The sequence below is a fragment of the Allocoleopsis sp. genome (assembly GCF_036703385.1).
Taxonomy (GTDB): Bacteria; Cyanobacteriota; Cyanobacteriia; order Cyanobacteriales; family Coleofasciculaceae; genus Allocoleopsis.
In genome coordinates this window covers 1-26572 of sequence record NZ_DATNPA010000323.1, presented here as the reverse complement: position 1 = coordinate 26572, position 26572 = coordinate 1, and the positions used below count along the sequence as shown (strand labels likewise).

Here is a 26572-nt window from a genome sequence, read left to right as displayed (position 1 = left end):
AGATTCTGCTTATGGAGTTTTTGATTGATTCTGACCGACTTAACTGGAATGTCTCTGGCTTAAGAAATCTCTTAACTCACCAACCAACCCTTGTGCAGGGGGTCTCTAGGTAGGCACTCCGTCCCCCAGTGGGGGGTTTGGGGGGAATCCCCCCAATCTTGGTTTTTCCTAGAAAGGATCACTTTTCGCTTAAGTCAGTGCCATTCGACTTAACTGAACTAACCAAATCGTGACAGGCATCAAAAATTTCGCTTCATACTGGGCTGGACGCAAGCGTCTAAAATTCTTAGTACCTGGATTGCTCTTCGTGGGGACGATTCTAGTGATACTGGCGCTCAGCCATATCGATTGGATCACCCTATCCGAGCCGCTCCAAAATTTCGTCTTCTATCTAGAACAAAATTATCACGAATGGCTCGGTAAACAGAATACCCGCAACCCACTGGTCTTGCTTTTATTAGCGTTTGTTGGCGGTTTAATTGGTAGCCTCTCGCCCTGTCACCTCGGCTTACTGACTGTCAATCTGACCTACATTGGTACTCGTGAAGTTACATCTCGCCGGGATGCCTTCATCAAGGCAGGGTTCTTTGTCCTAGGAGTCGTAACCGTTCTCAGTTTGTTGGGATTAGTCTCTTCCTTTGCTGGGATTGTGATGCGTGACTACCGGGGTTACGTCAATATTGCTGTTGGTCTAGTGATTCTGCTGATGGGACTTTCGCTTTTAGAGGTGATACGCTTACCTTTACCACAATCTAGCTTTACACTGCCCATCACTGGACCTTACAGTGCTGGGGTAACATTCGCGCTGGTTAGTTCTCCCTGCACTAGTCCTGTTCTGTTTTCAGTTCTTGCAGCAGCGGCTGAGACCGGTTCTCAGATTCAAAGCACACTGACAATGATCAGTTATGCATTGGGCACAAGTGCGCTAATTTTCTTCGCCAGTCTGTTTACAGGTTTAGCCAAACAAGCCCGCACCCTAGTCAAGTATTCCGAATGGATTATGCGTATAGGTGGTGGGCTGCTGATTATTATGGGAGGATTTTACCTGTTCAAAGGTATTAACTGGGTTTTCTTGGTGGTATTCAATTAGAACATCTGACGTTGCATAGATGTTGGAGTTTTCTGCCTTTGAAAGGCGGTGATGAAGGAACATTTTGACTTTATACTTCAGATGACCTTTTCAAAGACAACTACGTCGTCACGCTGATAGCGCAGTTGAAATTGAGGCATCTGCTTAAGTTGGTTTACCAAGTTGGGGCCGATTTCTGGAGGACTCCCCAAACCCGGATGACGCAGGTTGAGCAAAACATACTTAAACTGACTTAAGTCAGCAGGCTTTAAACCAGGCATTGCAGACTGGATTAAGGGGCGGTGACTCAGATGAGGCACAATATGACCAGATGCCAAAACACTCTCTTTAGTTTGCACCAGTGCGATCGCATCTCGTGTCGCTTGCCAAGTATCCAGATAACTGACATACCGCGACCAAAAATAGCCAAATTTGGCTAAAGCCACGAAAGCAACTAACGACCAAAGGATAATTGTCCGTTGGTTTTGCAGCCATCCTCGTCCCTTTTTGAGACTGGAAATTACAGCGACGAGGAGAAACGGCAACACAGGTAGTGAATACTGATGTATTAAGTCCCGTTGATAGGGGTAGTCGGCGAGAATGTTTAACATCAGGGCAGGAATTGCCGCCACCAGAGGCGTTAGATGTCGAGGTGAAAGTCCCCAAATGAGTGGGGGTAACAATAAAGCGAAATATTCGAGCGTGTCCAGAGAGAAGACTTTTTGGAATATTAGGTTGGGCTTGAGGACGAGATTTTTTGCCACCTCCATGACTGAGTTTCCCAAATAGGCATAACGCGCGATCGCTGACACCTCTGTAGGATTGAACATGGGAATAATCACCTGTGTCGCAAGCACGAACCAAGCAACCCCAGCAATAATCGCAATCACCCCACACAGTCGCCTCTTCTCAAAGACAAGCAGCCAAACTCCCATTGCCGCCACGGTTAAGGCAAGAACGGCTTTACATCCCAACACAAAAATTACAGCACAACAAAACCATGCCGTTTGACCCCGCCGCGCTGTTAAAATTGCCCAAAATAGGGCTGGGACAGCCATGACTTCTGTATGAAAATCAAACAGATTGATATTGAATACGAGTGGATACAACAGGTATACTGCTGCGATCGCTGTTGCTTGTGATTCCTTCAACCCTGCTTCCCGCGCTAGTTGCCACAGGGGAAAGGCAGCCAGTGATAAGGAAATGGCTTGCACGGCGAATAACCAGTGGACATCTGGGTAAACCTTGTACAGCAAAGCCAACAGATAAAATACCCAGGCAACATGGTCGCCCAGAATATGAAAATTAAGCAGAGATGAAATTGGGGGTTGTCCTTGACTAATCAGGTACACAACTTGGTCAAAAATTCCCAAATCGCTTGCCGAGGATTGAAAAAGGGCATGTCGTAAACTGCTGCACCCAAAGAGAATCAGGGTACTTACGCCAATCATCCACCCTACTGTATTGGGCTGCCACTGCGATCGCCATTGATGGAAAAAGCCTTTTTTTGAGGCTGCATTGATGCTTTCAGAAGAGGGTTTCATGCTTTTGTATTACTTCGTTCCCACTCAAAGAATACCTATGTTTTTTTATGAGCCATAGAGGACATAGAGTTCAAATTTATAGCCTGATATCGTCCAAAATCCTAGTGCAAGAAGGCAGTTCGCGATAGCGAAGCGGTAGCGACGTTAGGAGCGTCAGCGTTCTCTGTAGGAGTAGACAGGGGGCAGAAGGCTTTTATGAAAGTAAGGTTATATAGTCAACCTTGTAGCCTTTTTCAACTGGATAGTTATTTCCGCCACGCTGCATTAGTTTATTGCCCTATAAAACCTGAGAGAATTTCAACCAAGCCACTTATTTTGACCATAATTCACCCATTGTTCCACAAGAGCGATTGCAGAAATTATAATGAACCACCATAAGGCTTGATAAGTCTTCTTACCAGGTATGCAACAACAAAGATATCCAAGGGCAAGAAAAAAGAAGGGAATCCCAAAGATATGCCTACCTAGGCTATAAAGGCGATCGCGTGTAAAAAATATTAGAGCGCAGTGAACTACGGAGAAGTAAGCGCAGAACCAAAATATATAGTTATTACTTAAGGTTTGAGTAAAATCGGAAGTATTTAGACGAGTGAGATAGTTTTTTCCATTTGCTGATTTATTTTTCAATCTAAAGTAGTTGACTATATAAGATATAACCAGTAAGGGTGGGTACAAAATTAAAACATTCCAAATAGGAGAGTTAGGAACCCATACTAATGGATTTTCACTTTCAACCTTATAATAGACAAAAAATAATGAAATTCCCAAAACAAGAATAGGGAAATAAAGTCCCAACAAATCAAATAAGGGCGATTTCGGAAAAAGGATTAGTTCTAAATGTAACCCGGTTTTGGTTGACCAATATTTTTGGTCAATAAACGGGGCTAAAAAATTACCTCTCGAATGCAAACAATAAATTCCATAAGCAGAGAAACCTAAGATTGCTGAAATCCATAACACAACAGTCATTTGAATTTCTTGTGCATATTGGTTGACTTGACTTAAAAAATCTCTCCTTTCTCTGGGTGATTTTAAATTATCAAAGAAAATAACTGTTCCAAGCGATGCAATGGAGGCTATCAAGGATTGTATAAGAATGGGTCGGTTTAAAGATAGTAAAAAGGTTACGATAAATAATAAAGCCAGTTGAATCTTATTGTTCAACTGAGTTGAACGCATACAGAGCCAAATAAAAATTACACTAAGAAGAGTAAACAAGCTTTCTGTATAACCAATAACTCGGAAAATTGCCATTGGGCTAACCGAGAAAGCAAGCAGTATTAAAGTCGTTATTTTGGGTTCTTTTAAGTTCTTGATAAACACCCCAATTAAGAGGGGTGAAGAAATAAAGAAAATAACTGTAGAAAACTTGAGTAAAGCGTGTGCAGCCTGCTCTAGAGTTTGAGGATTAAACAGGAAACGGGTCAACAGAGGCCAGAGAGGATAGAAAGCAAGGCAACGGTTACTTAAGACCATCTCTGCATAACTTCGTACATCCCAGTAGTAGTTTCGGCTAAGGGAGGGCGGAACTAGATCGGGAACGAGTTGAACCGGAGAAAAGAACTTATGAAATGCCTCGGGTTTGAGCAGCATTCCTAGCGCGGCACAAAGAATAAAAGCGCTGCAAATGAGCAAGGATAAACTGAGTATCCTAAGAATTCGTTCCTTTAGCATTTTATTGTTTAGTAATGGATGATACCTTATTAAGACCCTAGTTAATGCAAAATACTATGTCTAAACAACTAGTATTGATGGATCAGGATGGTGGTGTAGATGATTATCTCGCAACCGTGCTGCTCATGACGATGGAACACATCCAACCCCTTGGCATCGTTGTGACTCCAGCAGACTGTTATATTCAACCAGCCGTAAGCGCGACACGCAAAATTTTGGATTTAATGGGGCGTTGGGACATCCCAGTCGCAGAGAGTACAGTGCGAGGTATTAATCCGTTCCCAAGTCTTTACCGTCGGGATTCTTTTATAGTGGATCATCTCCCCATTCTCAACGAGCGGGATGAGATTCAGACGCCTCTGGCTCAAGAAACGGGTCAAGAATTTATGGTGCGATCGCTCTTAGGGGCAGATCGACCCGTGACTTTGATGGTAACAGGCCCCTTGACGACGGTAGCCGCCGCCCTCGATCTAGCACCCCAAATCGAGCGTAAAATCGAGAAAATTGTCTGGATGGGAGGTGCTCTTAACGTTCCCGGTAATGTTGAACAAAGTCTGGAACCGGCACAGGACGGTTCAGCGGAATGGAATGTCTACTGGGATCCCCTTGCAGCTCATCGGGTATGGCAGACACAGATTCCCCTGATAATGTGTCCCTTGGATTTAACCAATAATGTACCTGTGACATCAGAGTTTGTGCGTCAACTGACCAAACAACGCCAATACCCCATCTCAGATTTAGCAGGGCAATGTTATGCACTGGTAGTGACACAAGTTTATTACTTCTGGGATGTTCTCGCCACAACCTATCTTGCGCATCCAGAATTTTATGAGCTGCAAGAATGGGAAACAGTTATTCTAACGAGTGGTGAAAGTCAGGGGCGTACCAAGGTGGAGAGGGGTGGTAGAAAGATTCAAGCAATGAATAAAGTGGACAAGGAAAAATACTACGCTTATTTATTGCATCAATGGGCACGTTAGACAACGCCCTAAAGTAATAATTTATTGTCAAGGTAGACTTATTCCTTTAATAGAACATAAAGTTGTAAATTTATCCTTGAAATAGGCCACACAGGAAGCTGCGGCTCATTTTGCCAAAGAACTGGAACGGTTTAAAAGAATATAAAATTCTGAGATTATCCGTGACTTCTGTAATACAGGAAGCTGCCAAGCATTTTGGCTCAAGAGCTAGCCCAACTTAGAATCAAGAAAGAATCGATGCAGTTCTTAGCCGAACTAGAGGATTCTTTTTAAAATAGCAGGAATTAGTTTATTTTTCGCCCAAAGCCATCAGTCTTGGCTCACTGGTAGCAGAAGCATTGATCCCAGAGGGCATCGCTATTTGGAAAAAGTACTTTTTGGCGTCTACCCTTCAGGGAAGCAGCTTTCTGAATGTTGCCTCATCGGCTCATAAAAATTATGACCGATTCCGCTTTATTTGAATAAACGTAAAAATTTTGTTTGCTAAATTATAAAAATAGGTAAAAATACGGCATAGATCATTTTCATATATCCGCAATAGCATCCCTGTTGACATGGCTCACCCGTTGGCATCTATCGGGGCTGAACATCAGCCCCCTGGAGTTTCAGTCCCTAAGTCTATAGCTGGCGATTACCCTTCCGGCACTGCCCCAAAGGGCGATCTCGCTTCCCTAGTTCCCTCGTCTAAATCATCAAAATCGAATGTTCATTCTCTCGCTGCTCTCTGGGCGCGGAAATACTTTGTTTCCGTTACAGGGCAGGATGAGTACTCAGCGCTGAAAGAGCCTGACAGCCTCAAGGAAGTTGCTTCTACAGAAGGTCGAGAGCGCACGACGGAAAAGCTGTTGCAAAATTTGAATTTAGCCAGTGCGCAAGCGTGGTCTCTCACAGAAACGTTGCTATCGGAGGAAATTCGACGACACGGCATCAACCCCGACCTGATTAATCCTTTGGAAATTGCCGCAGATACTCGCGTGCTATTTCAAAAAGTGTTAGCCGCCTATGCGGAGCGCTCAACTCCACGACGGCTATCTGTGATTGTGGGTAAAGACTTCGGTTTGGTGCGTCAGAAATACACTCGCGTCGATCGCCGTGCAATTGGCTTTGTCAGTATGCAGTTTCATTACACGGGTCAAAAATTGCTGGAGTGGCTCACACCTCCAGAGCAGAGGCTATGGCTGCCCTACTTGAAGGTGATGGATGACCACATGTATATGCCCCTACAGGCTGCCTACGAAGCGGCTGCCAACCATCCCTTGGATTCTCCGGCTCTATCTGCCGTTCAGCATCTTCTACCTTTTAGCAGCAAAATTGCCGTCTCTGTTTGTAATCAAGTTTGCCGATTACATCCAAGCTATGCAAGCTATAGTGGGTCTCTGAGTCACCCTACGGTTAAAACCGCCAGTATTCGTGATGTTGAGATGTTTCAGGTTTATCTTTGCCTGTGCGTTTTAGAAGACGACATCCGCTCGGTACAGCAAGAACTCTTCCCCTTATGCGTTATGTTATATCCTCGCCTGAAGGTGAGTTGGAAGCTGGTACAAGACATGCTCAAAACTATGGGCTGGGACATGCACGATCGCCTGCCTGCTAACGAGATGGCGACTTTTTTACCTTATCTGCGCACTTTAACAGAGATGTTTTCCAGCGATGTGTTCCAAGATGCTTAGGTCATAACCCTTGAAAAAGAGTCAGCAGTTTTACATGACTGAATAACAAAACAAGTTTGGATTTTGCATTTTGGACGGCTGTTTTCTCTGTTTCGCCTTTCATCCAAGGTTATTAAATCTTTTGGATTTGAGATTTTGGATGCAAGGCTTTTAAAAGCCTGCTAGTTGATGATTTCGTTATAAACTTTAAACCTACCAATAGTTACCTTTTACCTGGTCAAAAACACACGGGTATCATAAGTTCCTTAGACCCGTAGCCCTGTTTGGGATTAATTATCGCTGGCTTGTTAAATACTGGCTAATTGAGAGTCCCCCGTGCCAAAAACGGGGGCTTTCTTGGTTTCTTTCGGGTAAGGTTTTGGGCTGTTGAGACGGACTTCAAAACTGATGAATATTTAGGGCGCGGGAAGAGGGCAGTTTTGTCGGCAGTAAACTTCTACTAACCCAATCGAGGCAGCTTTTTGAAATTTACTTGTCTTTTTGAGTTCCGCTTTGGACGCAGGATAAATGCCTGCGAATGGCTGGCTGGCTGGTGCCTTCGTGCGGAAGGCGATATCTTTAGAGGGTTGGTTGGTAAATTGGACGTATTCCCTTGACTCGTTGAGGCTGTTGTAAGATAAGCTTGCCTTACCGTAGACGGCTTCGGCTTGCTCGATCGCAGTTCCGGGGCCAACTCCTTGAGCGGTACGATAGTTCGGATTATCAGTGACTAACGCTTCAATGACATCGGACTCTGCTAAAGGGACTCCAGTCGGATAGAGAATATAAAATTGCTCTTTTCCCCCTTGGCTGACCGCGATCGCATCAAAATCGACAATAAAGGGTGACTTTACCTTAAATTCTGCCTTTCCTGCCAACTGCTTTTTGAGTTGTGCATACGTCATCCCCACCTTGGCTGGGCCAATTCCCTGAGGGGAAATCGTAAATGCTGTCGAGGCTGGAGGGGAAAGGGGCTGTGCAGTTGTTTTTCCTAGGCTAGGAGATGCCTGCATTGGCTCTGAAGGTATTGGACTGGAACTCGGAGATGCCTCCACGGGGTTAGACGCTGTCGGACTAGAGCTTGGAGAGACTGGTGCTGAAGTAGAAGCGGCTGAACTAGGTGAGGAGATGGGTGTTTCTGAGCCTGAGGGCGTGGGCGATTGATTACAACCTACCAGTACCATCAGCAAACCTGTGAGTAACAATCGATCTTTCACGTTTAAGTTAATCCTCCTTCGCCGCTTCTATATCAGAACCTGGAATTGAGAGAGCCAGTTGATAAAGCTTTCGCCGGGAGAGTTTGGTGATTTGAGCTAACTGGCGACTCGCTTGCGATCGCGATATTCCCTGAGCCATGATTTGCACTAACTCAGTTTTCAGCTCATTTTCTGAGAGCACAGGCATGTCTGGTTGCGCTCCAGCAATGACGAGAGTAAATTCTCCCTTAGGGTTCTTCTGCGTGTAGTGAGCGATCGCCTCCCGAATTGTCCCCCGCCAGAACTCTTCGTGCAACTTCGTTAATTCCCGTGCCAGGACGATGGGACGGTTGGCTCCTAGTGAGTTGGCTAAATCTTGCAACGTGGCGCGGAGGTGATGAGGAGACTCATACAAAATTAAGGTTCTCAATTCCGCTTGCAGCAATTCTAAGCGATGCTGCCGAGCTTGACCGCTTGTTGGTAAAAAACCTTCAAAAACAAAGTGATCTGTCGGTAGCCCAGCCGCACTGAGGGCTGTAATCCCCGCTGTGGCTCCGGGTATTGGCACCACCTGTATCCCCGCCTCAATGCAAGCCTTAACCAACTCATAACCTGGGTCAGAAATTCCCGGCATTCCAGCATCCGTAACCAGAGCGATCGCTTTTCCCTCAGCCAGCTCCTTCAGCAATTCGGATAAACGTTCGGTGCGATTGTGTTCGTGATAACTTACTTGGGGCGTCTTAATCTCAAAATGCTGCAACAGCTTCCCCGTGTGGCGCGTGTCTTCCGCCGCGATCAAATCTACCGATTGTAAAATCCGTACTGCCCGGAATGTCATATCCTCCAGGTTACCAATCGGCGTTCCAACTACATAAAGTATGCTCACGCGCTGTCATCCTTGTTAATGGCAGATGATTCACTTACTAGAAGTAAGCTTTAATACCCTGTTGGGATTACCTAACGCTACCTAAATTTTCAGTTCTGTTAATAGCAATTGACTCTGAATCTTGTGAGCGATCTGAAACAGGATATTAGGCACCCTTTCGATCCATCATTTATAGTTACACCTTACGAATTTTATCAAACCATTACAACCTAATTGATTCGTGTCTCTAACACGTCTTTAATTAGGAATTTATCATTACTAATGATGATAATACTTTGTAGGCTAACATTAAGAATAAACTTGCCACTATTCAATTTTCCAGACCTGCTTTCAACCTCTTTCCAAGTTAGTTATTTTTCAAAAAGCCCGTAGCGATCGCACTCAAAATTGCTGCTCCAAACGCCAAGCGATACCAGACAAATACCCAGGTAGTTTTTCGTTGCAGGTAACCTAATAACCAAGCGATTGACACATAAGAAAACACAAAAGCAGATACTGTCCCTACAATCACTAAGGCTATATCAATCTTGCCCAACGCCTCCTTGAAAAATTCATAGAGTGTAGCAATAGTAAGGGCTGGAATCCCCAAGAGAAACGAAAAACGAGCGGCTGTTTGTCGTTCTAATCCCAGAAACAACCCAGCCGTCAAAGTAGAGCCAGAACGGGAGACTCCCGGCACTAGGGCTAGCATTTGGCCTAAGCCCATCAAGATGCCATCCTTAATCTGCAAATCATCAAAATTCCGCTTGCGCTGACCAAACTGCTCGGCGCATCCTAGCAAAGTTGACATCACAATTGACGCGATCGCAATAATCGCCATGCTATTAATTGCCGAATTTTCGTCATTCAGTGCCTTCTTCAGAATAAATCCACCTACTAAGACTGGCAATGTTCCTACAGCTATTCCAACAATGATTTTCCACTCTTCTCGCTGCCAATCCTTTTCTTGGAGGGCTTGTAATCCACCCGTAAAAATCTTACTGATATCTTGCCAAAAATAGATTAATACGGCGACAACGCTACCAAATTGAATCGTGGCAAGAAACGGCTTTCCGGCTACGGTTTCCCAGTGCAGTGCTTTAGTAAAAACCTCAAGATGAGCTGTACTACTAATGGGCAAGAATTCTGTTAATCCTTGCACAATTCCTAAAATGAAAGCTTGAAACAGCCCCAGCACCAAATTCACCTCACTGCCTGGGGCTGTCTGTCCCAAGCATAAATTCGTCATACCAGGCAGCATCAAGGATAGTCCTGCGCTTACGTCCTGCCAAGTGCTGCTATGAGCAGCTAAAAACACGGTTGCCATTAATGGTTGCTCCTAACAGAGATTAGACATTCTTTAACAGTCCTGTGGCGATCGCGCCCAGAATTGCCACTCCAAATACTAAGCGATACCAGATAAATACCCAAGTACTTTGAGTTTGCAGGAAGCGTAATAGCCATGCGATCGACAGGTAGGAGAAGATAGCGGCTGAGATGACACCGATTGCCAAGGAAACCATCCCAGCATCCCCCAAGCCTTCTTCCAGAACACTCTTCAACTCCACTAATCCGGCTAACGTAATCGCCGGAATACCGAGTAAAAACGAAAAACGAGCGGCGGTTGCCCGCTCTAAACCCATAAATAGCCCTGTTGTCAGCGTGGAACCAGAGCGAGACACACCAGGCATTAAGGCCATTGCCTGACCCAATCCCATAATCACACCATCCATGACACCGAGCTGCTCAAAGTTGCGCTTACGCTTACCTACTTGTTCAGCAAGTCCCAGCAGCAGGGACATAACAATTGAAGCGATCGCGATTGATTGCACACTCCGTAGCGGTGAATTATCAAAATCGGGAATAAATATCTTAATCAGTAACCCAAAGAAGACGATGGGGATGGTTCCAAAAACGATCCCCAGTGCCATGCGGAAGTCCTGTGACTCATAATTAGAGGTACGGATGGCTTTGATGGCTCCAGTCGTGACTTGAACTAAATCGCCCCAGAAGTACCACAACACCGCCGCAATACTACCTAGCTGAATCACCGCTGTGAACGCAACCCCCGGATCACCCCAACCTAAGGCGACGGGTACCACTTTTAAATGTGCCGTACTACTAATGGGTAAAAACTCGGTTAACCCCTGCACTATCCCTAAAACGATCGCTTGCACAATATTGATTTGGGGCGTTGTTGATGTTGCCGCTACAGCTACTTCCGGTGATACGCCAGTGCCGAAAACTTTTAATGGAGCTGCGAGAGATGCGAGTAAGGCACCAGTACCAAAAAATATAAACAACTTATGTTGCGAGCGAACCATATCTTGACCTTATCCAATAAAATTGACTGACCTTGAAGTAGTGTCAACCCTTAATTCGCTGTACTGCTTAAGTAGCCCTCATGAACTACGTACACCAGAACGCCTGGAAATCTCGAACCTTGAACCTTAAACCTTCAAACCTTCATAACAGCCCTGTAGCGCTCAGCGAGAGCTAGCGCCAAAGGCAAGCGCACCCAGAATCGCGGCCCCAAACGCTAACCGATACCAGACAAAAATCCAAGTGTTTTGGGTTTGCAGGAAGCGCAGTAGCCATGCGATCGCTAAATAAGAGAACACCAAGGATGAGATAAACCCGACGATTAGGGGCACCAGATTAGCATCCCTTAACCCTTCGTCGAAAACACCCTTTAATTCCACTAAACCCGCTAAGGTAATGGCGGGAATGGCTAATAAAAATGAAAAACGAGCGGCGGTTGCCCGCTCTAAACCGATCAATAGCCCAGCTGTCAGTGTTGAACCAGAGCGTGACACGCCAGGGATTATAGCCATTGCTTGGGCTAACCCCATCAAGACTCCATCTCGAACGCCTAACCCCTCAAAGTTACGCTCTCGCTTGCCGAAGTATTCGGCAACGCCGAGTAAGATCGCCATAACAATCGAGGCAATTGCGATCGCACCGAGATCGCGTAGCGGTGAATGATCGAAGTCGGGCACGAAAATCTTGAGCAGGAGTCCACAGCAGACAATCGGTAGGGTTCCTAAACCAATTCCGATTACCATCCACAAATCATGAGACTGGTAATCGGATGTCTGGATTGCTTTAAGGGCTCCACCTACAATCTGAACTAAATCTTCCCACAAATACCAGATAACTGCCGCAATACTTCCCAGCTCAAGGATAGCGGCAAAGGCGATACTTAGATCCCCCCAACCCAACGCCATCGATACCACTTTTAAGTGACCCGTACTACTAATCGGTAGGAACTCTGTTAACCCTTGCACCATACCCAAAATCACGGCTTGAACAAGATTAATTTGAGGTATCGATGTTGTGGTCGTTGACGCCAGTTCCGGGGAAAGGTTAGTGCCGAGAGTTTTGAAAGGGGATACAAGTAATGAGAGTAAGGCACCCGTGCCCAAGAGGGTAAACAACTGATGTTTTGAGCGAACCATGATTTTCCGGAGCTGCCTGAGTCTATATGGATTTAGTGGTTTCCACAGCCTAATCACCCTTCGTGGACTTGCGTAAATTGAGTCTTGACAGCGATTGGAGATTTTTTGATCACCTTGTAGCGCTCACACCCAAAATTGTCACTCAAGTATTACTGACTCTAAGCTTCCTCAGCAAGTCTCAATCAATATTCCTAAAACTGGTCAGCTAGTCAGGACTAGATTAATATTAGAACTATCCCCCTAGGGGGGATATCCCATCTCATGTGATATCTTGAGATATGTAAAGATAAGTAAAGAATATTAACGTCACTTTGTTTAACAATACTTGGTTTTCATCATCGGCCTCAGACTACCTCAGTGAGTCTGAAAAACTTCCTCTCTCTCCTGAATCCCTATTCCTCATTGGTAATCGTCACTCTTGGTGGGTGTTTACCGCAGCGGCTTTTTTGGTAAGTGTACCGGTATTCATTCAAGCGCCTCTAGTCAGGCATGTGCCGTTTGTCAGTCTAGTGATGACACTGGGTTGGGTTGGGTTAGGAATAGCCCTGTTAAAGCGTCCCAAAACACAAGTGTGGGGCGATTTACTGCTGGGATTTAGCTGGAGTTGGCTAGCGGGATCGATTTATTGGGGCTGGCTACGATGGGAGCCCTTAATTCACTTGCCTATCGAGGCAATCGGTTTGCCTTTTGCTTTGTGGAGCTTGAGGCGGGGTTGGGGGAAAGTAGGTAATCTTTTTTACCTGGGCTCCCTGTTTGGTACGGTGCTGACCGATGTTTATTTTTACCTAACTGATTTAATTCCTTACTGGCGTCAGGTGATGCGAGTTGACCCAGCCTTAGCAACACCCATTTTTCAGAGTGCGATCGCGCAAGTGCAGACACCTTGGGGGCTCAGTTTAGCCTTGGTATTACTGGCTACACTTTTAAGTGTTGGGATCTGGTCATTAGCCAAAGGGCAGTTGCATTGGTGGGCATTTAGTGGTGCAGTCTTGAGTACAATTTTGGTAGATACGTTGTTCTGGGTGGCAGCTTCTATGGCCTGAATGCTACTAATGATTAACGTAAGAGTAATTCTTTAGGTCAAGTCTAGTTTGCAGTTATTTTCTCTAGTTTGCAGTTATTTTCCGGAATTACTAGGATGGCTCAAGAATGCATCTACTAAAATAGCATTTGTCTTAAACCCATTTTTGCTGCTGTGCCTGTGGTGACTCTGCGATCCACTCCCTTTTTGCTTCTTCCGACCGACACTGGGAATCGCTATCTGCCGTTAGTCGGTAGCAATTGCTGGACAGTTGGTCGTAGTGATGATAACAACTTTGTGCTGTCAGATCGGTGGATTTCCCGAAACCACGCGATGTTGCAGTGTACCGAAACTGGCGACTTCTATCTCATCGATTTAGGAAGCCGCAACGGCTCCTTTGTCAATGGACGCCGAGTGAGCATTCCGGTGACCTTACGCAATGGCGACCGCGTGATGTTTGGTCAGACGGAAATGGAATTTCATTGCCCAGCGAACGACCGTCATCCGGATGTCCTCCAGGTGCCGGATAAAGAAACTCTGACTTCGACCTTGCATGTGCGCCGACTGATCTCGGTGATGGTGATTGATATTCGTGACTTCACCGTGCTCACTCGCCAGCTGGATGAAAAAGTCCTCTCAGCCGTGATTGGCACCTGGTTTCGTCAGTCTGGAGATATTATCCGTAAATCTGGCAGCTGGGTTGATAAATACATTGGTGATGCGGTCATGGCAATTTGGTTTCATAGCTCTCAAGGCGTGAGCCATAGTCATGGAGTCAGCTCTCAAGAAGCCCTAAATATCATGTGGGCGGTGAGTTCCTTGCATAAAATGACATCAGCGCTGAGTAAGCAGTACCCTCTGCCCTTTGCCTTGCGAATTGGGACGGGACTGAATACCGGCTATGCAATGGTGGGGAATACGGGTAGTGGCGATCGCCCAGACTATACTGCGATTGGTGATACGGTCAATGCGGCCTTTCGTCTAGAATCTTCTACCAAGCAACTCGGCTTAGATATTGCTTTGGGAGAAGATACATACCGCTACCTTTCAGTAATAGGGCAGCAGCCACTTGATTTTAAGCAGCATACGGTTCATCTCAAGGGTTATGACTCTCCCACAACGACCTATGCTGGCACCTATGCGGATTTAGATAATTACTTGCAGGTTAACGATCTCGGGCCACAAACTTGTTAAGGCTAATTTTTCTAGATAATTCGTAATTTAAAGACGAGTTAGAATCCCCAGACTCTCAACTCGTCCCCTTTGGGTTGGGGTCTGGCATCCCCATCCAAAACTTAAATTACGAATTGCGCATTAAGACTTCCGGTTACTGATATAGCAGTCGCCAAGGCGATTAGGACAAATGGTCTAAAGCCAATTGCCAATCCCAGCTTTTGACATGTCCTAACGGTTGTGTCGGTTGCTATAGCTGCCATTAACCTCGATCAGCTCAACGTCAAAAACCTCCGCAAAATGGGTAGCGACGCGTTGACGCACCTCCTCGACACGAATACCAGGGATAAACTGAGCAAGGCTACCCACCGGTTTATCAACGATGCCACAGGGCACAATGCTCTCAAAACCGGTCAGATCGGGGCACACGTTTAAGGCAAAGCCATGCATGGTAATCCAGCGCGAGACTTTAATGCCGATCGCAGCAACTTTGCGTCCCTCGCTCCAGACACCTGTCATTCCTGGAATGCGATCGCCTTTGAGTCCCAAGTCACCCAAGACCTGAATTAAGACCTGCTCCAGCTGTCGTAGATACCAGTGTAAGTCTTGTTGGTAATGCCGTAGATTCAGAATCGGGTACCCGACCAACTGACCCGGACAATGGTAAGTCACTTCACCACCACGCTCCACCCGGTAAAGCTGTGTACTGGTTTCATTGGGGTCAAACTTGAGAAACTCAAGGCTGGCTCCTTGACCAAGGGTATAAACCGATGGATGCTCCAACAACAGGAGGAGATCATCGAGGATCGGGTCTTTTACCCGTTGAGCCACTAGCGATCGCTGCCAATCCCAAGCTACAGAATAAGGCACTAACCCTTGATTATCTAACAAGCATCGACGCTGCATTGTTCAACCTTTCCAGTTTGAAATACTTTCCCCAGATGTTTCCCACTTAGTCTTTAGGACGAAAGCGATGGAAAGACGGGTGGGTCAAGATAGTAAAACATTGACCAAGAACCTCGTTTTATCGGACTCAACAGCTCCACCCTTTTCCCTCACGCCACAATGAAAAATGGATGGGTGACAGCTTAACTCATTAGGATGAGTAGGGGTCTTTTCCCCCTTGACAAACTTGAATTTTTGCCTAATGGAGCTTCAACCGTAGGCAAATGTCAAAGAATGCAAAGGAATCTGAAGAGAAGTCAAAGGCATCTGTTCTCTAGAATACAAAGTGCTACCGTGAGAGTATCATCCAAGAGTGGCAATTCAAGGCTAGAGGATGAAGTATAACGTAGGGAGGGTAGCCTTCAGGTTTGTTGGGTAGAGATTTCAATTCTGACCGACTGGCGTTTTTACCAATGGTTGGTAGAGGACTCAAAACCCGTAACGAAACGTGAACTCAGATAGCGTGAGCACGCGGGGTAGCGCATAGGGTATCTTTATCTTTTTTCAGATTTCACCCAGGACAATGTCCACTTAGGACTCCCGCCGCTACTGGCAAGGGTGAAGCAAACGCTAACACAATTCATACTTTATGTTGCAGCCCCTGCTGCTCTTTGCGACTCAAACAGTACAGGATGGAGTAGTCGGTATGAAGCTTGTAATCCAGGGCAAAAACATCGAAATCACCGATGCGATTCGTGAGTATGTACATCAAAAAATTGAAAAGGCGGTTAATCATTTTCAAAACATCACTACTGAGGTAGATGTACACCTATCTGTGGCTCGCAATCCCCGGATAAATTCTAAGCAGACTGCTGAAGTGACAATTTATGCCAACGGAGCGGTCATTCGGGCTCAAGAGGGCAGTGAAGACCTATATGCCAGCATTGATCTAGTTGCGGATAAGATTCAGCGCCAACTGCGGAAATACAAAGAAAAATTACAACATAAGAAAACTCACGATCAACCGAAAACAGGCATTATTGTTGAAGACGTGCCTGTGGCAGCTGATTTAATTGGCGATCGCACGCCTGAACTGCCGAGTGAAGTTATGCGCATGAAGTACTTCGCCATGCCACCCATGACGCTCGATGAAGCCTTGGAACAGCTCCAACTAGTCGATCACGACTTTTATATGTTCCGGAATGCCAAAACCGGTGAAATCAATGTGATCTACGAACGGAATCATGGCGGCTATGGAGTCATTCAGCCCCGCAATGGGAATGGTCATACCAATCAGAAGAACGGTAAGGTATCCCAACGAGTTGAGTCTACGGGAGAAAAATCAAGTACGTTCTAACTGTCTCTGGCTCAACGGAGTTTCCTCTGGTTGCTACTAGTTTTTCACCAGTATGGATAGAAGGGTCAGTCAAAATTCCTGCAAAGGGGTAGAGACTGGCTTTCTTTACTGAGAAAGTCCCCAGATGAATATAAGACCCCGGCTTGAGTCATAGAGAGAAAGAAAATTTTCCTTGTTTCAAGCCTCCATATTTATCCCCCCGATAAGAGAGAGCAGGCTCTATCCTCGTAGTCAAAATCGAATTACGGCATGAATCGCCAAGATTTTTCAGTTTTAGCGGCCCTAGGCTCGACGACTTAGCTGAAGCGGCTGCCCCTTGAGAACATCAGCATAGAGCTTTTCGAGCTGGGTAATATTGCGGCTGAGCGTGTAGCGTTCTAGAACCCGCTTTCTAGCTTTTTGTCCCAGTAGAGTTGTCCACTCCAGATGATCCCGGAACAGCGGCAAGAGGGTAGATAGTTGGGAAGATACACGATGAGTCGTGAGAACGACGCCAGCACCATCCTCTAACACTTCGCCATCAGCACCCGCATCTGTTGCCACACACGCAACACCACAGGACATTGCTTCCAGCAAGGATAAGGATAGCCCTTCTAGAAGAGACGGCAAGACAAATACGTCAGCCGCCCGTAGAATATCAATTCGTTGCTCCTCATCCGCCACGAACCCCAGCCAGATGATACCGAACTCCTCTCCATAAAAAGGTCTCAATGAGGCACATAGAGGGCCATTTCCCACAATCGCCAGCTTGCAGGAAGAACCCAGGTTCGAGCGCTTCCAAGCTTTTAGTAGAGCCTCCACATTCTTTTCTGTGGCAATTCGACCTTGGTAAACAAATAGCCGTTGGGCGTTGAGTTGGTACTTTAAATTTGACGGGCCGGGAGAATATTTTTGGACATCAACCCCATTGGGGATAACCGCCAGCTTCTCTGGAGGAACGCCTAATCGCACTAAGAAATTCCGCTGAAGTTGAGAAAAGACGATGACCCGGTGGTAGTTAGCCAAGAAAGGGGCATAGAGCTGATAAGTGAACAGTTGTGTTCCCGATTTTAGATTTCGTCGCTTCCCATCGAAGGGCGGATGGAAGGTCGCGACTAGGGGAATATTGAGTTCTTCACAAATCTCTGGTAGTACGAAGTCTAAAGGCGACAACGTCAGGGAAGCATGGACGATATCGGGTCGCAGCTGATCGAGTGCTTGCGTCAAAACCTTGCTTGCTTTGGGTGACGGAATGGTGTACACCTGAGATTTGTAAAGACAAGGAAGCGATACTTCCTGGTTCCCGAAGGCGCTAAGGTCGTCAACTTCTTCTTCTTGGGCGAAGTGGAGGAAACTGACTTGGTAGCCTCGGTCTAAGAGCGAGTTGGTGACTTCTCGACCGTAAGTGACATTGCCACAAAAGGGTGATTTTTTTCCAATCCAGGCGATATGCATTCAGGTTGAGGGGGGTAGCGAGTCTTTATTTGTCAGTTTTATCTGACATAGTTAATCCTGTACCGGAAATATACCAGTTTAAGACCCCTCCAGCGATCACTAGTGCCGCTAAACTGAAAAATACCGTCTTTAACCCAAGCAGGGTTTCCGCCACTCCCGCTAATGCTAGAGGTAAGCTCAGCGCAATATTGACCGCGTTATTTTGTAGCCCGAATACCTTTCCTCGCATTTCTTTGGGTGTTTCTGCCTGGATTGTGGTCTGCATGGGGATGCCAACCAAAGCGGCGAAACTTCCCAACGAGATTGTCATTAAAAAAGTCAGCCAGAGGCTATGGGTGAATAAAGCTATACCCACCAGCGAACCTGCCATCCCGATGGAACCATACAGACTCAGCCGATTGTGAGAGAATCGCTGACCCCAGTGCCCCAGAATTGCTGCACCGCAGGCCATACCCACTCCTCCAGCCGCTAACAAAAAGCCAAACTGGGACGTTTTCAATCCCGGTAGCATTTCCGCTAGACGAACGGCGAGAACGGACAAAGCTGCAAAGACAGAAAATAGAATCACTAGTTGAATTAAGGCATTGCGGACACGTCGGTGGTGTCTGACATAGAGCAGACCGTCAAGAATATCCGCCAAGACGTGAGGAGGTTCTCCCTCATACACCTTTTTGTGTTCACCTGTTTTCAAAAGCAACAGCAGTAGACCCGCGATCGCATATGATCCTCCCACTACTAGTTCTTTGCCAAAGTCCCAGTTCATATTGACACGACGCACTAGCGTATCTGCCAGTTCTAATATCGGTTCACCAACCGCAAAGCCTACGATTAGCGACGCCATTATTGTTGTCGTGTATAAGGAGTTAGCGGAGAGCAGGTTTCTAGGCTTCACGATTAACGGAATCACCGCCTGCTCTGCCGGTGCAAAAAATTGAGTCAGCGCAGAAACTAGGAATGTAGTTCCCAGCAAAATGTAGAAGCCAATCGGCAAATTGTAGAGTGACCCCCAACTTTGAGTCACCCACAACAAGAAGGGTACGGTCAGAACTAGCACACCTCGCAAAAGATTGGTTGCCACCAGCACGGCTTTTTTAGACCATCGGTCTACAAAAACACCAGCCAAAGAACCAAACAGTACGGCGGGGATAGTGAAAGCGACCATAATCGCCGATACCCAGCCGCTAATTGGTTGATTCTGGTCTTGAAAGCGATCGGCAATCAAGGCAATCATCAAGACTAAATAAACCTTGTCTGCCATCTGGGAGAAAACTTGACCGCTCCAGAGTGCCAAGAAGTTACGGTTCTTGAGCACCGGCATAAATCCCCGTGTCAATGGCTCACGCGGAGCCTTATCAGGATCGGGGAAAAAACCCTCGACCTCACCGGGTTTTTGCTCTTCGTCGCCAGAGGAGCTGGGCTGAGCCATAGGGTCAGACGTTTCTTTACAAGACAGTTTTGTTAATTGTTCAGGATCAGATAGTTGCATTCTTGCTGTTTAGGTAATGAATTAAATTCATAGGGAATTGACTTTTATGAAAAAATGTGTATTTCAAAACTCAGTGATAGAGAAGGCATCCACTAAGGCCGCTGAGCGAATCGTTTTACCAAAGTGATACTGAGCATACTCTCGTAAAACACGCTCGACTTTTAGCCAAACCCCATCCATCGATTTTTGGCCAAACGGGTCTGTTTGCTGTTGGGGGAATAGGGTCTCAAGCTGCGGTAATTCAGAGGTTGCCAGCTGTTGAAGCAGCGTCAACTCGATCGCATCCAGTTGGGCGTTCAACCTTGGCAAAGGGGTAGTGGGTACATCCATCGGGTCATGAGCCTGAGTGGGAGACCTAACTCCCCCTACCAACACGGGACGGTTTAAGCGCTGACCTTCCAACTCCTTTGCCGCTAAACTTACCGTACCACCCGCATCAACACTAAAACCCACCCGCCAATCCGGGTCAGTAAAATCCGGTTTTAGGGTGTGCTGCGTGACACAACAAACTTGAACCTGGGGAGCAATGCCTGCCAGCGCCAGTAGGTGAAAGACTCCATGTGATAAGTGGGCTAGTACCGAAGATACCTCTAAGTTGCGATCTGCGCCTCGCAGCAGCGCTTCGCTATCGCTGGTGTTCGGTAAGCACGCCAGACGCCGTAGATGTTCGTTGAGCAACTCGTACAGTTCCTCCTGAGGTTGCTCACTTAAGGCATGACACAGAACTACTTCTGCCAGGTACTGACCTGCTGCCAGTTTCCCTAAATTCTTACTTAATCCTGGGTAAGACTCCAGGGTTTCTGCCTGAGTAATTTTATCAAGCGATCGCCCCTTCGCCAGCAAGAGCTCATTAACGACAAACAAACCACTTCTGCCACCCATTTTCGAGTTCTGTTTGCGAGCTCCTGGTGCCACTACGCGAACGAGACCAAACTCCCGCGTCAAAATTGTTAATAGCTTGTCCGCTTCCCCAAGCGGCATACTTTTCAGAATAATACCAGTGGCTTTATAGGTTCGACTCATCGATCATTGGTCAGAGGGTTGAAGGTTGAAGGTTGAAGGTTGAAGGTTGGAGGTTGCTTTCCTTGCCAACCGATTAAGCTGCTCACGGGCTCACCTATTCCCCATTCTCTTTTTCCAGGGTATCGCGCTGTCGGAGCAAATCGGGGCCACGAGATGTGCCCAGACGCGTCGCTCCTGCCTGGACTAACTCGAAAGCTTGCTCCAGGGTACGTATTCCTCCAGCCGCCTTAATGCCAATTTGTCCCTGTGTCACTTTTTTCAGAAGTCGGATATCAGCCACTGTTGCACCTCCATTCCAGCCAGTACTCGTTTTCAGAAATTGCACACCAGCATCCATACATATTTCCGCACCGAGGCGTTTTTGAGCATCTGTCAACAGGGCAGTCTCCAGAATCGCTTTAACCGTTTGACCCGTTTCTTGGCAAATTTGGGCTATTTCTCGGTAAACTTCGTTCGTTTTTCCCGCCTTCAACCCACCCAGGTGAATCACCACGTCGAGTTCCGTGGCTCCATTTTCCACGGCCTCTTGCGCTTCATAAAGCTTGGCGGCTGGTGTTGTTGCCCCTGTGGGAAAACCAATGACTGTACAGACTTTCGGTTTTTTGCCGCGAAGCAACTCAGTGGCTTGCTTCACATAAACTGGGTAGACACACACCGTAGCAAAGTTAAATCGGTCTGCCTCGTTGCAACACTTTTCCACTTGTTCGGGTGTTGCCGCTGGATTGAGCAGAGCGTGATCAATTAACGGTGCAATATCTATATCTGAGTAGTTGACAGCCATTGGTTGAGCTTCGAGCCGCTATTTGTTCACTTTTATTAAAATCTTTTGACCCTCCCCCGACTAAAGTGCGGGAGATTCTAAGAGGATTTGGAGCAACGCTTGATTACCGCGTTGCTCCACAACCACTCTCTAGTTTTAGAAGGTTAATCCTTCTTGGGGCAGTCAATGACCCCCTAGACACTCCGGCAAAGCCATTGTGCTTACTTTTTCTTCCGATATTTAGCGAACCATTCAAGTCGCTGTTAACCAGATGCCCATCACGAGTCCGATACAAACCTCTTTTAACCCGCCGGCCAGAGAACTGGTAAGTTTTGGGGTTGTCGGCATTGTAAACAGGCATTTCATCACCATCAACGGCACTAGCCTTACTGGTATACGATTCTTCCTGTTCGGTATAAATCAACCCATACCGCTCGCACAGCGCTTTTAACTTAGAGCGCAAAGAGTGGAATGGGATTTGGACAAAGTTCTGGTTATTACACTTACCGATATTGATTTCCTGTTTAATGCCAGGATTGTAACCAACAATCATCCGTGCAATCTGGTTATCAATGCAGTGGTTCACTATAAACCGTGCCGTCTTGTTCAGGTAATCTCTCACCTGATTGTTGCGCTTTGTCACCAGCTTTACCTGTTGATTGGTAAAGCCTTTAATTCCTTGCTTGTCTTTTATAGACTGCAAGTGGGCGTTGCGCTTGTTGAACCCCTGGTTAATCGATTTAATTGGCTTGCCATCCACAAGGAAGGATGCCCCATTGATATCAACACAAGCGGCAAGATTATCCACTCCCAAGTCAATACTAATCGCACTGTTTGGGTTGACTTCTACGGGTTCTGGTTCGGCTTCGCTGATAAATTCTACCTCGAAGTATCGAGCATTGTATTTGGGGTGGATGCGAATCTCTTTGAGGGATTCGTAGCTAATGCGGTCTGGAAAGTTAATCCAGACTTCCCCAAACTGTTTCTTAAACTGGGTAGACATCGGTATCCGAAACTTGCCATCTTTGATGACCAGTCTTGGTGTTTTCGTCTTATCCCTACGGGTAGACCACCCGCAGGGAATTATCAGCAAAAAGTAACCAACTTTTGGCAGGTAGCGAGGAGGCTTAACCTGTTGTTGGTAGCTTCCCCCTTTAACTGCGCTAATTAATCCATAGAAGCTTTTGAATGTCCGGTCTACTACTTTCAGTGTCTGTTGAGCAATGTCAGTGTTGAGTAACTGATAGTTCTCGTTAACCTTGCATTGGTGGTAGTTGGACTCGTAGCGCAGGTGTTTGTGTTCCTGAAAGAAGTACTGCCGAACCGTGTAAAGTCCTACGTTGTAGAGATTTTTGCTCAGTCGGCACAACTCCCTAAGAGCCAAGAACTCGGACTTATTCAGTTCTCGCACTTGGTTCTTTTGGGTCAGGAACATAAGTATCATTTCGCTATTGCCGTAATTATAGAGCGAAACAGCAGCGATATTTCTTGCCTCCCGTTTTCCTCCCTTGGCTCTGATCGCAAGGGTTTCCAACGAGGAATTCTGATGAGTTCATGGCCTAGACGTTGTTTTTGACTTTTGGGCTGGCTCGAAGGCTCTGTATTGACCTCCCAAAGCTTCCACAATTGTGCGAGTATTCGCCACCAGCATTTTGACGTAGGTATCCCCCTCACTCCCTGGTGCGCCAATCGAGTCAGAGTAGAGTTGTCGTGGCGCGAGTTTTACCCCAGCTTCCTGTGCAACGGTTTTAATCAGAGCTGGGTTAATGGTTGTTTCTGCAAAAATAGCTGCGACGCCAACGCCTTTAACAGAATCGGACAACCTTTTTACGGTTTGGGCACTGGGTTGTTCTTCTGTACTGATGCCAATTAGGGTACCAGCAACAGGTATGCCGTAGGCACGGGAATAGTATTGAAACGCATCATGGGTGGTAACAAGCTTGCGCTGCTGCTGTGGAATGGTCTGAATTTGTTGGCGTATCCAAACATCTACCTGCTGCAATTGGGCGGTAAGCTGCGCTGCATTCTGGGTAAATTTCTCTTTGTCTTCAGGGGAGAGTTCTATGAGGTGATCGCGAATGGCATTGACCATTGCGATCGCATTTTTGGCATCGCCCCAAACATGGGAGTCAGGCACTTGTTTCCCTTGATGTTTCAAATCTAGTGGCTTAACGACTTCCCCAACTGCAAACTTTTTCGCCTTGACTCCCGCCGAATTCATCAGCTTAATCAGCCCTGGCTCCAAATTGTAGCCGTTGTAGAGAATCAGATCAGCTTCTTCCAACGCCTGACTATCTACGGGTACGGGTTCATAAACATGGGGGTCAGCACCCGGTTTCAGGATGCCCTTGAGTTGAATCTCGTCTCCCGCAACTTGCTCCGTCCAGTCTGTGATGATGGTGCTGGTCGAAACGACCTTAGGCTTATTGGATTGAGCAGAACCCGTTGGCTTGCGACTCGTGGAGTCACACCCACTAATCAGGAGTCCTAGCATCAGCGCTGTTACGGCTAACCACCGATAGCGTTGGCGTAAAGCATTGCTACTGAGTAGAGAAAAATGCCTCGAAGGGCGTACCAGTAAGGAATCTACGAGCGTCTGCTTTCTTCCTTCAGACTGAGGGTTCACGTTCATAGGGTTGATACATTTATTTTCATATTCTTTTCATTTTTCAGGTTACGATAATTTCACAATTGTTTCATTTTTCGTTTTCGATCCCAGGAAGCCTCCACCATGACAACGACCACTTTTCGGAAGGTTGATTCGATGCCTAGGAACTATCAATGCACAGAGGATTCTACTTGCTCGATCAACACTGTAACGATCAGGCAACTGGGTGTGCAGTATCGCATGGTAGAGGCGCTCAAGGGTATAACCTGTGACATTGAGCCGGGTAAACTTACAGGAATCATTGGCCCTAATGGTGCGGGGAAAAGTACCCTGATTAAAGCCATGCTGGGATTAGTTCCCACAACGACGGGTACGGTGATGTATCAGGGGGAACCCTTGATGGAGCAGTTGGAAAAAGTCGCTTATGTGCCGCAGCGATCGCAAATTGACTGGACTTACCCCGCAACGGTGTGGGATGTGGTGATGATGGGGCGGGTACGGAAGACTGGATGGTTTCGCCGCTTTTCCACAGTATCCAGGCGTTTGGCGGCAGAAGCGTTGGCACGGGTGGGGATGAGTGAGTTTCGGGCTCGCCCCATTGGACAGCTATCAGGAGGGCAGCAGCAGCGTGTCTTTCTAGCGAGGGCGTTAACGGAAGAAGCGGAAATTTTCTGCTTTGATGAGCCGTTAGTGGGAATTGATAAAAAAACTGAAGCTATTATTTTTGATATCTTCCACGAACTTGCTGATGCAGGTAAAACCTTGGTGGTTGTTAATCACGATTTAGGGCAAGCGATTACTAATTTTGATAATTTGATTTTGTTGAATCGAGAGTTAATTGCTAGTGGTTCCCGTCAAGAGGTGTTGAGTGCGGAGAATTTGCAACGTGCTTATGGGGGGCAGGTTGTCTTTTTCTCAGAACAGGCAGCTTGAGAGTTTGGGATTGTAGGGGCGAGTTTAGTCAATTAATGTTGACAATAACCGATTTTTTTTGTACTCAACCCGCCCTAATTGTTGATAATAAAACGATAAATTATCAACACAAATCCCCCAATTGGTGAGGGCGGGTTTTGAATATGAGAAGCTGGCTATTGTCAGGCGTTATCACTAAACCCGCCCCCTACAAATTCCGGATTTTTTTACGCTTATCTGCTTACAACCTGCTAATGCAGAGTGTTAGGAAATAGATTTTTATGCTCGAAAGTCTCATTGAACCGCTGCAATATGAGTTTATGCAGCGATCGCTGATTATTGCCGTTTTGGTGGGTATTGTCTGTGCTTCGGTTGGCAGCTATTTGATGGTGCAGCGGTTGGCGTTGCTGGGGGATGCCATTAGTCATTCGGTGTTACCCGGACTTGCGATCGCGTTTATTGTGGGTGCAGACATCTTTGTGGGGGCATTTATCGCGGGTGTTGTTAGCACGATGGTGATTACTTGGATTAGGACGCGATCGCAAATTAAAGAAGATGCGGCAATGGGCATTGTTTTTTCTGCCTTTTTTGCCTTGGGTATTACTTTAATTACGATTGTTCAGAAAGATAACAAGATAGACCTGAATCACTTTCTCTTTGGGAATATCCTCAGTGTTTCACCTCAAGAGGTGATTAATACAGCGATTATTACAGTCATTGTTCTAGTGATTGTTGCGCTTTTGTATAAAGAATTAATGTTTTATACCTTTGACCCGATAGGCGCACAAGCGGCTGGCTTACCCATCAATTTACTGAACTTTGGGTTGATGATTCTGATTGCTTTGACGATTGTTGCGAGTCTCAAAGCAGTGGGTGTCATCCTAGTCCTAGCCATGCTGATTACTCCGGGAGCAACAGCCTATTTATTAGTGAGCCGATTGCATCAAATGATGATGTTGGGTTCTGCAATTGGGGTTGTTGCTAGTGTGAGTGGGATGTATTTGAGTTATTTTTTCAATCTACCGTCTGGGCCTGCGATCGTTTTAGTTGCCTTCGGTTTTTTCATGCTGGCATTTCTGTTTAGTCCCAGTCAGGGGGTTTTAACTCATCCGGTTTCTAAGTCGGGGCAGTCACCCATTTGGCGGGAAATTAAGGGATTGTGGCGTTGAGGGGTGGAGTGCGATCGCTCACCTAAGACTGTCTTAATGCTATGTCAGCTACTGGTTTATCTGATTAATCTTGCATTCTTACTTACCTGACAAAATTAGGACGAATTCAGCCAACACAGATAGGAGAGAAGCGATCGCGCCTAGAAGTGAGGGTGCGATCGCTTCTTAGGGCTAAATTACACCCAACAATCCGCTACGGGAATCAAGTTGCTGTCTGTGTCAGTCGAGAAAGCTGAGAGTTGATGATTGTTAGTCGTGTTCCAAGGATCGCCCTTGTGTTCACAACAAAAAATCACTATAGGACAAAAG

The 26572-nt window shown here is 46.5% G+C and carries 22 protein-coding genes; 8 read left to right on the top strand and 14 right to left on the bottom strand.

What is annotated here, in order from left to right; all coding sequences use genetic code 11:
• The first annotated feature begins 229 nt into the window (after positions 1 to 229).
• Positions 230 to 1090, top strand: coding sequence for a cytochrome c biogenesis CcdA family protein (locus V6C93_RS16060; RefSeq protein WP_333477675.1), 861 nt, complete (start codon positions 230 to 232; stop codon positions 1088 to 1090).
• 77 nt (positions 1091 to 1167) lie between these two features.
• Here V6C93_RS16060 and V6C93_RS16055 read toward each other — a convergent pair whose 3' ends face one another.
• Positions 1168 to 2520, bottom strand: coding sequence for a DUF2079 domain-containing protein (locus tag V6C93_RS16055; protein ID WP_349262730.1), 1353 nt, complete (start codon positions 2518 to 2520; stop codon positions 1168 to 1170).
• 390 nt (positions 2521 to 2910) lie between these two features.
• Positions 2911 to 4206, bottom strand: a complete 1296-nt coding sequence (locus V6C93_RS16050) for a hypothetical protein (protein ID WP_333477673.1) — start codon at positions 4204 to 4206, stop codon at positions 2911 to 2913.
• Positions 4207 to 4343: 137 nt separating this feature from the next.
• Between V6C93_RS16050 and V6C93_RS16045 the strand changes: the two genes are divergently transcribed.
• Both V6C93_RS16045 and V6C93_RS16040 read left to right on the top strand, forming a co-directional pair.
• Positions 4344 to 5267, top strand: coding sequence for a nucleoside hydrolase (locus V6C93_RS16045; RefSeq protein WP_333477672.1), 924 nt, complete (start codon positions 4344 to 4346; stop codon positions 5265 to 5267).
• A 554-nt stretch (positions 5268 to 5821) separates the two neighbouring features.
• The gene (locus V6C93_RS16040) at positions 5822 to 6937 is read left to right on the top strand and encodes a hypothetical protein (protein ID WP_333477671.1); all 1116 of its coding nucleotides are present in this window, start codon (positions 5822 to 5824) and stop codon (positions 6935 to 6937) included.
• A gap of 395 nt (positions 6938 to 7332) precedes the next feature.
• Here the strand turns inward: V6C93_RS16040 and V6C93_RS16035 are convergent, their stop codons facing one another.
• The 5 genes from V6C93_RS16035 to V6C93_RS16015 all read right to left on the bottom strand — a co-directional run bounded on the left by V6C93_RS16035 (position 7333) and on the right by V6C93_RS16015 (position 12435).
• Positions 7333 to 8133, bottom strand: a complete 801-nt coding sequence (locus V6C93_RS16035; RefSeq protein WP_333477670.1) for a hypothetical protein — start codon at positions 8131 to 8133, stop codon at positions 7333 to 7335.
• Positions 8134 to 8140: 7 nt separating this feature from the next.
• On the bottom strand, positions 8141 to 8998 hold the full coding sequence (gene rsmI, locus V6C93_RS16030) for a 16S rRNA (cytidine(1402)-2'-O)-methyltransferase (RefSeq protein WP_333477669.1): 858 nt from the start codon (positions 8996 to 8998) through the stop codon (positions 8141 to 8143).
• Between the two features lie 346 nt (positions 8999 to 9344).
• Positions 9345 to 10304, bottom strand: a complete 960-nt coding sequence (locus V6C93_RS16025; protein ID WP_333477668.1) for an undecaprenyl-diphosphate phosphatase — start codon at positions 10302 to 10304, stop codon at positions 9345 to 9347.
• Between the two features lie 22 nt (positions 10305 to 10326).
• Entirely contained in the window at positions 10327 to 11301 is a 975-nt protein-coding gene (locus V6C93_RS16020; protein ID WP_333477667.1) for an undecaprenyl-diphosphate phosphatase, read from the bottom strand.
• 162 nt (positions 11302 to 11463) lie between these two features.
• Positions 11464 to 12435: an undecaprenyl-diphosphate phosphatase gene (locus V6C93_RS16015; protein WP_333477666.1), complete on the bottom strand. Its 972-nt coding sequence runs from the start codon at positions 12433 to 12435 to the stop codon at positions 11464 to 11466.
• A 311-nt stretch (positions 12436 to 12746) separates the two neighbouring features.
• Here V6C93_RS16015 and V6C93_RS16010 point away from each other — a divergent pair, with 311 nt between their 5' ends.
• Positions 12747 to 13478: a DUF3120 domain-containing protein gene (locus V6C93_RS16010; RefSeq protein WP_333477665.1), complete on the top strand. Its 732-nt coding sequence runs from the start codon at positions 12747 to 12749 to the stop codon at positions 13476 to 13478.
• Between the two features lie 158 nt (positions 13479 to 13636).
• The gene (locus V6C93_RS16005) at positions 13637 to 14650 is read left to right on the top strand and encodes an adenylate/guanylate cyclase domain-containing protein (protein WP_349262729.1); all 1014 of its coding nucleotides are present in this window, start codon (positions 13637 to 13639) and stop codon (positions 14648 to 14650) included.
• A gap of 210 nt (positions 14651 to 14860) precedes the next feature.
• On the opposite strand, the gene lipB is transcribed toward V6C93_RS16005, so the two are convergent.
• Entirely contained in the window at positions 14861 to 15535 is a 675-nt protein-coding gene (gene lipB / locus V6C93_RS16000) for a lipoyl(octanoyl) transferase LipB (protein WP_333477663.1), read from the bottom strand.
• 685 nt (positions 15536 to 16220) lie between these two features.
• On the opposite strand from lipB, the gene hpf reads away from it, so the two are divergent.
• Positions 16221 to 16871, top strand: a complete 651-nt coding sequence (gene hpf / locus V6C93_RS15995; protein WP_349262728.1) for a ribosome hibernation-promoting factor, HPF/YfiA family — start codon at positions 16221 to 16223, stop codon at positions 16869 to 16871.
• A gap of 282 nt (positions 16872 to 17153) precedes the next feature.
• Here hpf and V6C93_RS15990 read toward each other — a convergent pair whose 3' ends face one another.
• The 6 genes from V6C93_RS15990 to V6C93_RS15965 form a co-directional block, all read right to left on the bottom strand.
• Complete coding sequence (locus tag V6C93_RS15990) at positions 17154 to 18305, bottom strand: glycosyltransferase family 4 protein (protein ID WP_333477661.1); 1152 nt, start codon at positions 18303 to 18305, stop codon at positions 17154 to 17156.
• A gap of 25 nt (positions 18306 to 18330) precedes the next feature.
• On the bottom strand, positions 18331 to 19791 hold the full coding sequence (locus V6C93_RS15985; RefSeq protein ID WP_333477660.1) for an MFS transporter: 1461 nt from the start codon (positions 19789 to 19791) through the stop codon (positions 18331 to 18333).
• A gap of 63 nt (positions 19792 to 19854) precedes the next feature.
• On the bottom strand, positions 19855 to 20814 hold the full coding sequence (gene recO / locus V6C93_RS15980; RefSeq protein ID WP_333477659.1) for a DNA repair protein RecO: 960 nt from the start codon (positions 20812 to 20814) through the stop codon (positions 19855 to 19857).
• A 94-nt stretch (positions 20815 to 20908) separates the two neighbouring features.
• Complete coding sequence (gene deoC / locus V6C93_RS15975; RefSeq protein ID WP_333477658.1) at positions 20909 to 21595, bottom strand: deoxyribose-phosphate aldolase; 687 nt, start codon at positions 21593 to 21595, stop codon at positions 20909 to 20911.
• A 103-nt stretch (positions 21596 to 21698) separates the two neighbouring features.
• A complete protein-coding gene (locus V6C93_RS15970; RefSeq protein WP_349262727.1) occupies positions 21699 to 23009 on the bottom strand; it encodes a transposase in 1311 nt (436 codons plus the stop codon).
• A gap of 117 nt (positions 23010 to 23126) precedes the next feature.
• Positions 23127 to 24206 carry a metal ABC transporter solute-binding protein, Zn/Mn family gene (locus V6C93_RS15965; RefSeq protein WP_333477656.1) on the bottom strand — a complete coding sequence of 360 codons (1080 nt, stop codon included), beginning with the start codon at positions 24204 to 24206 and terminating at the stop codon, positions 23127 to 23129.
• 132 nt (positions 24207 to 24338) lie between these two features.
• Here V6C93_RS15965 and V6C93_RS15960 point away from each other — a divergent pair, with 132 nt between their 5' ends.
• Entirely contained in the window at positions 24339 to 25115 is a 777-nt protein-coding gene (locus V6C93_RS15960; RefSeq protein ID WP_349262726.1) for a metal ABC transporter ATP-binding protein, read from the top strand.
• A 260-nt stretch (positions 25116 to 25375) separates the two neighbouring features.
• Positions 25376 to 26263: a metal ABC transporter permease gene (locus V6C93_RS15955; RefSeq protein ID WP_333477654.1), complete on the top strand. Its 888-nt coding sequence runs from the start codon at positions 25376 to 25378 to the stop codon at positions 26261 to 26263.
• Positions 26264 to 26572 lie beyond the last annotated feature (309 nt).

What these genes read in the sequence shown, in the direction of transcription:
- V6C93_RS16055 (WP_349262730.1), bottom strand. Translation starts at nt 2,520, where the DNA reads ATGATTGGCGTAAGTACCCTGATTCTCTTTGGGTGCAGCAGTTTACGA.
- V6C93_RS16050 (WP_333477673.1), bottom strand. Translation starts at nt 4,206, where the DNA reads ATGCTGCTCAAACCCGAGGCATTTCATAAGTTCTTTTCTCCGGTTCAA.
- V6C93_RS16045 (WP_333477672.1), top strand. Translation starts at nt 4,344, where the DNA reads ATGTCTAAACAACTAGTATTGATGGATCAGGATGGTGGTGTAGATGAT.
- V6C93_RS16040 (WP_333477671.1), top strand. Translation starts at nt 5,822, where the DNA reads ATGGCTCACCCGTTGGCATCTATCGGGGCTGAACATCAGCCCCCTGGA.
- V6C93_RS16025 (WP_333477668.1), bottom strand. Translation starts at nt 10,304, where the DNA reads ATGGCAACCGTGTTTTTAGCTGCTCATAGCAGCACTTGGCAGGACGTA.
- V6C93_RS16020 (WP_333477667.1), bottom strand. Translation starts at nt 11,301, where the DNA reads ATGGTTCGCTCGCAACATAAGTTGTTTATATTTTTTGGTACTGGTGCC.
- V6C93_RS16015 (WP_333477666.1), bottom strand. Translation starts at nt 12,435, where the DNA reads ATGGTTCGCTCAAAACATCAGTTGTTTACCCTCTTGGGCACGGGTGCC.
- lipB (WP_333477663.1), bottom strand. Translation starts at nt 15,535, where the DNA reads ATGCAGCGTCGATGCTTGTTAGATAATCAAGGGTTAGTGCCTTATTCT.
- hpf (WP_349262728.1), top strand. Translation starts at nt 16,221, where the DNA reads ATGAAGCTTGTAATCCAGGGCAAAAACATCGAAATCACCGATGCGATT.
- V6C93_RS15990 (WP_333477661.1), bottom strand. Translation starts at nt 18,305, where the DNA reads ATGCATATCGCCTGGATTGGAAAAAAATCACCCTTTTGTGGCAATGTC.
- V6C93_RS15985 (WP_333477660.1), bottom strand. Translation starts at nt 19,791, where the DNA reads ATGCAACTATCTGATCCTGAACAATTAACAAAACTGTCTTGTAAAGAA.
- recO (WP_333477659.1), bottom strand. Translation starts at nt 20,814, where the DNA reads ATGAGTCGAACCTATAAAGCCACTGGTATTATTCTGAAAAGTATGCCG.
- deoC (WP_333477658.1), bottom strand. Translation starts at nt 21,595, where the DNA reads ATGGCTGTCAACTACTCAGATATAGATATTGCACCGTTAATTGATCAC.
- V6C93_RS15970 (WP_349262727.1), bottom strand. Translation starts at nt 23,009, where the DNA reads ATGTTCCTGACCCAAAAGAACCAAGTGCGAGAACTGAATAAGTCCGAG.
- V6C93_RS15965 (WP_333477656.1), bottom strand. Translation starts at nt 24,206, where the DNA reads ATGAACGTGAACCCTCAGTCTGAAGGAAGAAAGCAGACGCTCGTAGAT.
- V6C93_RS15960 (WP_349262726.1), top strand. Translation starts at nt 24,339, where the DNA reads ATGCCTAGGAACTATCAATGCACAGAGGATTCTACTTGCTCGATCAAC.
- V6C93_RS15955 (WP_333477654.1), top strand. Translation starts at nt 25,376, where the DNA reads ATGCTCGAAAGTCTCATTGAACCGCTGCAATATGAGTTTATGCAGCGA.